The sequence below is a fragment of the Pseudomonas sp. PDM03 genome (genome assembly GCF_014852385.1).
Taxonomy (GTDB): Bacteria; Pseudomonadota; Gammaproteobacteria; order Pseudomonadales; family Pseudomonadaceae; genus Aquipseudomonas; species Aquipseudomonas migulae.
On the sequence record NZ_JACVBM010000007.1, the window covers coordinates 1 to 8346 of the forward strand.

Consider the following 8346-nt stretch of genomic DNA (forward strand, 5'->3'; position numbering starts at 1 on the left):
CAGTGAAACGATGCATCGCCGATGGTAGTGTGGGGTTTCCCCATGTGAGAGTAGGTCATCGTCAAGATTAAATTCCGAAACCCCAATTGCGAAAGCAGTTGGGGTTTTGTTTTGCCCGCAGGAAAGTGGCGCAAAGAAATTTAGGGATACGCTAAAGCTTTGCAGGTTGTCGATCAGTTATGGCCCACTGTTCGCGCTGCTTCCGTCCCTGGAGGTCACAATGCCGCCCATCATCACGCGCCTGGTGGCGCTGTTTGTTCTTTGTCTGACGCTTGAAGTGCCAGCCCAGCCCAGCGCCTGCCCAGCTGGCGAGAAACAAGTTTGCCTGGACGACTGCATCTGCCTGCCAGACCTGGGACAGGTGCTCGGCCCCGTGCCTGATGGTGTCTACCAGATCGCAGCACCTGCCCTGGCGCTGTGGCTGACCCAAGCCCACGCTGAAGTAGTCAACACCAGCATCCAACCCATCCCACCGCACATCCGCGAGCAACTGCTGCGCTGGTACGACCCCGGTGTCCTCGATGCCGCGGGCTATAAAGTCAGCGACAACGGTCAGTTCAGTGCCGCCACTGCCATGCTGCAAAACCCCGATGTTGGAGCCGTGACGCTGATCGACATCATTCTCTTCCGGGACGCTCAAACCGCAGAACAGGATGTCGCGCTCTGGGCTCACGAGCTCAAGCATGTGCAGCAGTTTCAGGAGTGGGGAGTCGATGGATTTGCCCAGCGGTATACACAGGATTTCAATGCGGTGGAAGCGCCGGCTTATGCCATACAGGCCGAGGTCAGGCGGTTTGTGCGGGGAGGGGCTGACTGAAAGGTAGCGTTCACGAAACGTCAGCACGTCATCAATGACTTCCCTGCTATACAAACGTAGTCTTGTCGATTCGCTTCCCAAGACAAGAAAAAAAACAGGAGTCATTGATGCAACCGATCCGTCTCGGTCTGGTGGGCTACGGCAAGATTGCCCAGGATCAACACGTTCCAGCGATCAACGCCAACCCCGCGTTCCAGTTGGTCGCTGTCGCAACGCAAGGGCAACCCTGCGCCGGGGTAGAGAACTTTCAGTCCCTGGGCGCGCTGCTCGAAAACGGCCCGCCTGTGGATGCGATTGCGTTTTGCACACCGCCGCAAGGACGATTCGCACTGGTGCAACAAGCGCTGGCCGCAGGCAAACACGTACTGGTCGAAAAACCTCCGTGCGCCACGTTGGGCGAAGCGATGGCGTTGGTGCATCAGGTTTCAGAGCAAGGCGTCAGCGGTCTGTTCGCCTGGCATTCACGCTACGCGCCCGGCATTGAAGTCGCTCGTGACTGGCTGGCCACCCGCACCCTGCAAAGCGTACAGATCGACTGGAAGGAAGACGTGCGCAAGTGGCACCCCGGCCAGGCATGGATCTGGCAGCCCGGCGGCCTGGGAGTCTTCGATCCCGGCATCAATGCCTTGTCGATTGCAACTCATCTGCTGCCACTGCCGCTGTTTGTCGAGTCCGCCGAACTGCGCGTCCCGGACAACTGCCAGTCGCCTATCGCCGCGTCCATCAAAATGTCCGACGCGCGCCACCTCGATGTCCGCGCGGAGTTCGATTTCGACCATGGCCATGACGAACTCTGGAGCATCGAGATTAGCTGCGCCGAAGGCATCCTGCGACTGGACAACGGTGGCGCACTCTTGAGTATCGACGGCGTGCGCCAGGCCGTATCGGAGGAGGGAGAGTACGCGGCGGTGTATCGACATTTTCAACAGCTGATTGGCGACAAGGCCAGTGACCTGGATCTCCAGCCGCTGCGACTGGTCGCCGATAGCTTTTTTGTCGGCAGTCGGGCGTTGGTTGAGCCGTTCTACGATTAGTGGCTGCTCAGGTAAAGGCATTGGCGCGTCGGAAGGCAACGTGGTCTTGTGCCGAGTTCTTTCGCGCCAATCGACAAACTCTACGCTTGGGGTTGCACGCTACTCTGCTGCCTTGAGCGTGTTGACCTGAACCAGGAGCGTTGAACTCTCGGAGGTTTCCACGAACAGGTCATAGGCCTCCAGATAGAGGTACACATTGCTTGTCTTCAGTGCGCTATCGGTGACGCAGGTAACCTTGCGCGCCATTCCCTGCAACGAGGCAACTGTTCGTTTCGCAGGAAAGGATTCACCCACCGAACACTCAAATTTCTGCACGAAAGTTTTGCCAGTGCTGTCAGTAAATTTTTTGCTGTAGGCGATATCGCTCCCGGGTTTCAGGTTTTGCCAATCGCCATCCAGGTCGATGTTTGCAAGGGTGCTTCGCTGGTCGCTTTTGCCCGCGTTCTGAGAGCGGCTTGTTGCTGCAAGTTCGATCATCCCGCGCCAGCGCAGGCTCACGCTCTCGCTGCCTAACGCTCCCGTTGCCTGCTCGCGCCAGATCCCGCGAGCCGGGCCCGGTTGCAGATACAAGTCCATTGGATGGTCGTTGATCACGGCGCGCGGCACCAGTGGGGAGGAGGCGTTGTAAGTGAATTGCAAATGGCTGAGCGTGTGGGTCGGTTGCCCCTGCGGCAGTGCGCTTACCTGTGCCAATAGTGGTGCCGAAGCCTCTGGCGTCAGCATGTTTGGCGGCAATTTTTTGCGGATGACTGGTGTGGCGAGTTGCGCCAGGTTGGCGGGTTCGGCGCACACGGTGCCAATCAGTCGGGCGCGTTGTTCTTTGTCCAGGGCGCTATCAAGCGGCTGAACGGGCGGTGGCAGCAAAATGTCCTCGCCCAGGCGATAAGCCAAGCGGGTGCTGGCCTGTCGGGTAACACAGTCGACCTCGATACGCTCGAGCTGGCGGCCATAGGGCTTGCCTTCGCTTTCATCCAGGCGGGTGCGGCCATAGTCGATGCCCGCCCATATCGAGCGCCGCGAGTTGTCTATGGTCAGTGTGCCCGGGTCTAGTAACAAGACGTCTTCGGTTTCGCCGGGCAATTGCTTCCAGGCGCTGTTCCGAACTGCTTGGCACATCTGCTGGGCGATGTTGCGCGCTGGGTCTGCTGGCAAGACGTAAGGACTGCTCCAGTCCTTTTCGCGTCGATAATCCATGGCTAATGTCGACAAATTGCAGCCAGCGAAAAGCCGGGCCTGGGTGGCCGGCGCGGCGCCTTCGGCCGGCACATTAACCATCACCATGGCCGTTTGGTCGAGTCTCAGCGTGGTATCCAATGGCAAGGGCCTGGCTTGTATCCGGGTCACCATGGCTTGATTTTGTACGAGGCGCTCGGCAGACACCCGCTTATAGTAATCGGCCATCCCGTTGCCTTGCAGGGCACATCCCGTCAGGGACACAGCAAAAACGGCGCCCGTCAGGCGAAATACAATACTCACGGCAAACAGCTCCTTAGCGCCCCATATCAAGACCATATGAATCGGCTTGACCGTCAAAACCTTTAGGGCGCGCGAGTGGCCGCGTTAGTTTTCGTTCTTCAGACTTTCCTGGCGGGGACGGCGTCATCACCCAATCAGTTGCCATGACGCCTGTTCACCTGGACGCCAATTCAATTGGTGACCAACAGTTCCGGGCCGAGGTAGTCGTTGATGTGGTCGATGTCGTCGTCGCCCAGGCTGCCCACCGAAGAGGCCAGGCGCAGGCGCGACATCAAGTAACGCAGCTTCGCCTCGAACAGGTCGTGGCGCGCAACGAAGAGCAGTTCTTCGGCATTGAGGACGTCCGAGTTGGTGCTGGTGCCTCCTTCCTTGAAACCCTTGCGTGTGGACAGCAGTGAGCGTTCGTTGGACTCTACGGCCCGCTCCAGGGCGTGAATACGTTTGGCGCCGCTCTGTACGCCGGCGTACTCGCGTGTGGTGCCGGAGATGACTTCCTGTCGCGTGGCGTCGAGTTCGTCCAGGGCCTTGGAGCTATTGGAACTGGCCTGGCGTGCCAGCGCGCTGGTGCCGCCACCGTTGTACAGCGGGAAATTGACTTCCAGCCCGATTGAGCCGTAGCGGTTGCGTTGATTCAGCTCGGAGATGGATTGGCTCTCGCCCGCGGTGTAGCCGGCAACGAAATCCAGTGTCGGCCAGTGGCCCGCCTTGACGCGTTTCACTTCTTCTTCAGCAAGGTCGCTGCTATGACGGCGCGCATGGATCAGCGGGCTATCGGTCTGAGCCTTGACCAACCAGTCCTGCAGGTTGCTCGGCAGCAGCGGTGGCGTATCGAAAGTCGGACGCAAGGTGGTCAACGATTCGGGGGTTTCTCCGATGTACTCCTCAAGCTTGCGGCGCGCATTGATCAGGTTGTCCTGCGCTTCGATCAGCTCGGCATCGGCGAGGTCGCGGCGAGCGATCGACTCGTCGATGTCGGTGACGGTGCCGGCCCCCAGCTCCATGCGCCGTTTCGCCGAAGCGAGCTGCTCCTCGAAGGCGTTCAGCTTGGACTTGGCGAGGACGATGGTTTCGCTGGCCAACAGCACGTCGAAATAGCTTTCGGCGAGGCGCACCGCGGCGTCCTGACTCTTGGCATCGAACACAGCGACGCTGTAGTCGGCACGCTGTTTACCCTGGCGGTACTCGGCCATTTTCTGTTTGTTGAACAGCGGCTGGCGCAAGCGCACGTTGGCGCCCTTGGAGTCGTAGTCGAGATCCCTCTCGATGCCGCTCTGGCGCTGGGTGCCATTGACCTTGTTGTCGTAGGCCGAGGCACTGATCTGCGGCAGCAGACCGGCCTGGCCGATGGCGCGGTTTTCCAGGCCGGCCTCCTTTTCATGCACGGCGGCGCGATAGATGGGGCCTTGGTACTGCAACAGATCCCACGCTTGTTTGAGGTCAATGGCGCTGGCAGGCAGAGACAGCGATATCAGGCAGGCGAACAGGCAATGACGGTCCATTTCATTGTTCCTTGAAAGAGCTGTCAACACGGTCGAGCATTGGTTTCAGAAGATAGCTCATCATGTTGCGCTCGCCAGTTTTGATGGTGACGCTGGCGGGCATGCCGGGACGAATGTGATTGCTGCCAAGCAGGTTCATGCCATCGGGTGTGACCTCTACCTGAGCCAGATAGAACGGTTGCTTGCTTTCCTCGTCCATCAGGCGGTCGGCGGAAACGGTCTTCACGCGGCCGGGGATGTTGGGCGTCTGGGCATGGTTGAAGGCCGGGAAGGCAATGTCCACGGCGAGGCCGGGGACCATCTTGTCGATGGCCTGCACGGGAATCATCGCGTCGACCTGCAGCGGCTCGTTGTCCGGAACGATTTCCATGATCTTGAAGCCGGGCTGGATGATCCCGCCGACAGTCGCAATGCTCAGGGACTGGACCATGCCATCGATGGGCGATCGGATCACCGTGTGGGTCACTTCATAGTCCAGCGCACGCAAGCGGTCGGCCAGGGTGGTGTTTTCCTTGGCGGTGTCGGTGAGCTGCGATTCGACTTCCTTCAGGTAATCGTGCTGGCGCTGCAGGATGCGCAGCTTGATTTCGGTGGTCTGGCTACGCACGCGAGCGATGTTGTTGAGGTTCTCGGCCTGGCCGGCGGAGAGGTCGGCATTGCTGCGTTCCAGCTCCAGCAGGCGGTTGCGCGGTACATAGCCTTCGGCTGCCAGCACACGGGTGCCTTTCAGTTCCTGGTTGAGGAAGTTGATCTGCGAGGCGCGGGCGCCATAGACCTGTTGCAGGCCCTTGAGCTGCACTGCCGACGCCGCGAGGTTTTCCTGCAGGATGCTGATTTCGCCAGCGAGGCCCGCGCGCCGGGTGTCCAGCAGGCGTTGCTGCAGATCCATGGCAGCCAGCAGGCGGTGGTCATTCCCGAAGCGCTTGAACAGGTCGGGATCGAAGTTCACTACGTCGAGGTTGTCACGTTCCGCTTCCAGGCGGTTTTCCACGGTCTTGCTGACGATGTACTGGGCGCTGACCGCACCCTGTTCGGCAAGGGCGCGCAGTGAATCGAGGCGGACCACCTCCTGGCCTTTTTTCACGGAATCGCCTTCGCGGACAAGAATGGCCTCCACGGTGCCGCCGCTCAGATGCTGCACGGCTTTGCGATTGCTGGTGACTTTTACCGTGCCTGTCGCTACCACGCCGGCATCCAGCGGCGCCAGCCACGACCACAGGAGGAAGCCGCCGAAGCCGGCGAGCACCAGCCACAGGCCCCTGCGCACTGGTTTGGCGACGTCCAGATCTACATCGTTCCTGGGGTCGACGTGAATCATCTCGGTGTGTTGGCTCATTTGCATGATCGGTCACTCCCGCGTTTTGACGGAGGCCAGCGGAGTCGACGCGCCTGCAGGCATCACACTCGCCTTGCGCAGCGCTGCGAATACTTCGTCGCGAGTGCCGAGCATCTGCACGCCGCCGTCACGCAGCATCAGCACCTTGTCGACGGCGCAGAGCACATTGGGGCGGTGGGAAATCAGAATGACGGTGGCGCCACGGTCTTTGAGTTGGGCCAGTGCATCGACCAACGCCTTCTCACCGACGTCGTCGAGGTTGGCGTTCGGCTCATCGAGCACAATCAGATTGGGGTCTCCATACAGCGCGCGGGCCAAGGCGATGCGTTGCTTCTGGCCACCGGAAAGCGGGTTGCCATCGGTGCCCAGGCGGGTCTCATAACCTTGCGCAAAACGCAGGATCATCTCGTGCACGCCCGTCGTTCTGGCGGCGCGGATGACCGCGTCGCTGTCCACTTCGCCAAAGCGCGCAATGTTGTCGGCGATGGTGCCTTCGAACAGCTCCACGTCCTGTGGCAGGTAACCGAGCCAGGGGCCAAGTTCGCCTTTGTTCCAGGTGAATATGTCCGCGCCGTCGAGGCGCACCTTGCCGGCCTGTGCCGGCCAGACGCCGACCAGCAGGCGGGCGAGGGTGGATTTGCCCGAGGCGGATGGGCCGATAATGCCAAGGCTTTCGCCGGGGGAAAGGTTGAAGCTCACCCCGCGCAGAATCGTGTTGTTGGTGCCGGGGGAGCCGGCGTACACATTCTCCACTGCCAGCATGCCCAGCGGCCGTTGCAGCGACATGCTCGGTGGCCGGCGCGGAAAGTCGTTGAGCATTTCATTCAACCGGCCCCAGGCCGAACGGCAGCCAAGCAGTTGCTTCCACGACGCGATGACTTGTTCCACCGGGCCCAGCGCGCGGCCGGTAAGGATCGAGCAGGCAATCATCATCCCGGGGGTGATCTTGCCTTCGATCGCCAGCAGCGCACCGGCGCCGAGGATCAGCGATTGCAAGGTGATACGCACGAAGCGCCCGGTGCTGCTGATCAGGGCGGCACGGTCTGAGGCCAGGGTCTGCATTTCCAGAATGCGCAAATGGCTTTGGTACCAGCGCTTGCCGATCGACGGCAACATGCCCATGGCCTCGATGACCTCGGCGTTGCGCAGGTTGTTGTTAGCGTAGGTGGCGGAGGAGAGGGCGGCCTGATTGGCTTCGGCCAGCGGCTTTTGCGTCGCCTTCTCGGTGAGATAAGCCAGGCCCATCAGAATCAGCGAGCCGATGAGCGTGACCAGTCCGAGCAGCGGGTGGATCAGGTAGGCGACCAGCAGGTAGATCGGCGTCCATGGCGCATCAAAGAACGCGAACAGGCTGTTGCCGGTGAGAAATTGACGCACCTGCGCGAGATCCTGCAGAGCCTGGGCCGGATTGCCTCCGGCGCGGTTCAGGTTGCGCTCGAATGCGGCGGTGAAAATGCGTCGATTGAGGTCCATGTCGAGGCAGTTGCCGACCCGGATCAGCACGCGGGTGCGGAACATTTCAAGCGTGGACATCAGCAAGAACAGGCCAATCACCAGAACGGTCAGCATCGTCAACGTTGTGACGTTGCGACTGACCAAGGCTCGATCATAGACCTGCAACATGTAAACGGCTGGCGTCAACATCATGACGTTGATGACGCCGCTGAAACCCGCCAGGGAGTAAAAACTACGACGAAGTCGGAAGAGTGCGTCGGCCAGTTCGGATCGAGAGTTCGACTGCTTGTGCATTTGGCTGACCCCCTCTTCAAAAAGCCGTTTGCCCTTGCGGAGCAGCAGCTAACAGATTTAGTCCCGTGGGTAGCCGTCGATACGCAGGTTCGCTCTCGGGCGAATCTCATGCAGATTTCTGCGTTGCTCCCGTAGAAAGCAGCGTAGGTGGCGGCGAAACAATCTGAAATAACATTTCGCTCTAATGGTGCGTCAAACTTCCTATAAGTCCATTAAAAACAGCGAGTTGAGAGGCTTGGCACCGGTCGTCCGGTTTATCCGTCGTAAAATTGACAATTTTTTGCTATCCAACTTTAGTCTTACTCATTGACGACAACCGTCCGCCTGAAGTCTGTCAACTCTTTGGCAGCGAAAAGCGCGGTGGTTCTCCGAAGGAGCACAGCATGTCGATCACTTCGTTCTACTGCAGAGGGAAGGGGCTGTTCAGCAAGTTCG

Annotated in this window: 6 protein-coding genes; 2 read left to right on the forward strand and 4 right to left on the reverse strand. The window is 59.9% G+C overall.

The genetic code is table 11. The features are described from left to right. Positions 1–220 precede the first annotated feature (220 nt). Positions 221–817: a DUF4157 domain-containing protein gene (locus tag IB254_RS12410; protein ID WP_192417466.1), complete on the forward strand. Its 597-nt coding sequence runs from the start codon at positions 221–223 to the stop codon at positions 815–817. A gap of 107 nt (positions 818–924) precedes the next feature. Further along, positions 925–1851 (forward strand): Gfo/Idh/MocA family protein, encoded by a 927-nt coding sequence (locus IB254_RS12415; protein WP_192417467.1) that lies wholly within the window; start codon positions 925–927, stop codon positions 1849–1851. Positions 1852–1950: 99 nt separating this feature from the next. On the opposite strand, the gene IB254_RS12420 is transcribed toward IB254_RS12415, so the two are convergent. From IB254_RS12420 to IB254_RS12435, 4 genes are all read right to left on the reverse strand, one after another. Beyond that, the gene (locus tag IB254_RS12420; protein WP_318653014.1) at positions 1951–3327 is read right to left on the reverse strand and encodes a hypothetical protein; all 1377 of its coding nucleotides are present in this window, start codon (positions 3325–3327) and stop codon (positions 1951–1953) included. 170 nt (positions 3328–3497) lie between these two features. After that, the gene (locus IB254_RS12425) at positions 3498–4826 is read right to left on the reverse strand and encodes a TolC family outer membrane protein (protein ID WP_192417468.1); all 1329 of its coding nucleotides are present in this window, start codon (positions 4824–4826) and stop codon (positions 3498–3500) included. A 1-nt stretch (position 4827) separates the two neighbouring features. Next, a complete protein-coding gene (locus IB254_RS12430; protein WP_192417469.1) occupies positions 4828–6168 on the reverse strand; it encodes an HlyD family type I secretion periplasmic adaptor subunit in 1341 nt (446 codons plus the stop codon). Positions 6169–6174: 6 nt separating this feature from the next. Then, on the reverse strand, positions 6175–7911 hold the full coding sequence (locus tag IB254_RS12435; protein ID WP_192417470.1) for a type I secretion system permease/ATPase: 1737 nt from the start codon (positions 7909–7911) through the stop codon (positions 6175–6177). Between the last annotated feature and the right edge of the window lie 435 nt (positions 7912–8346).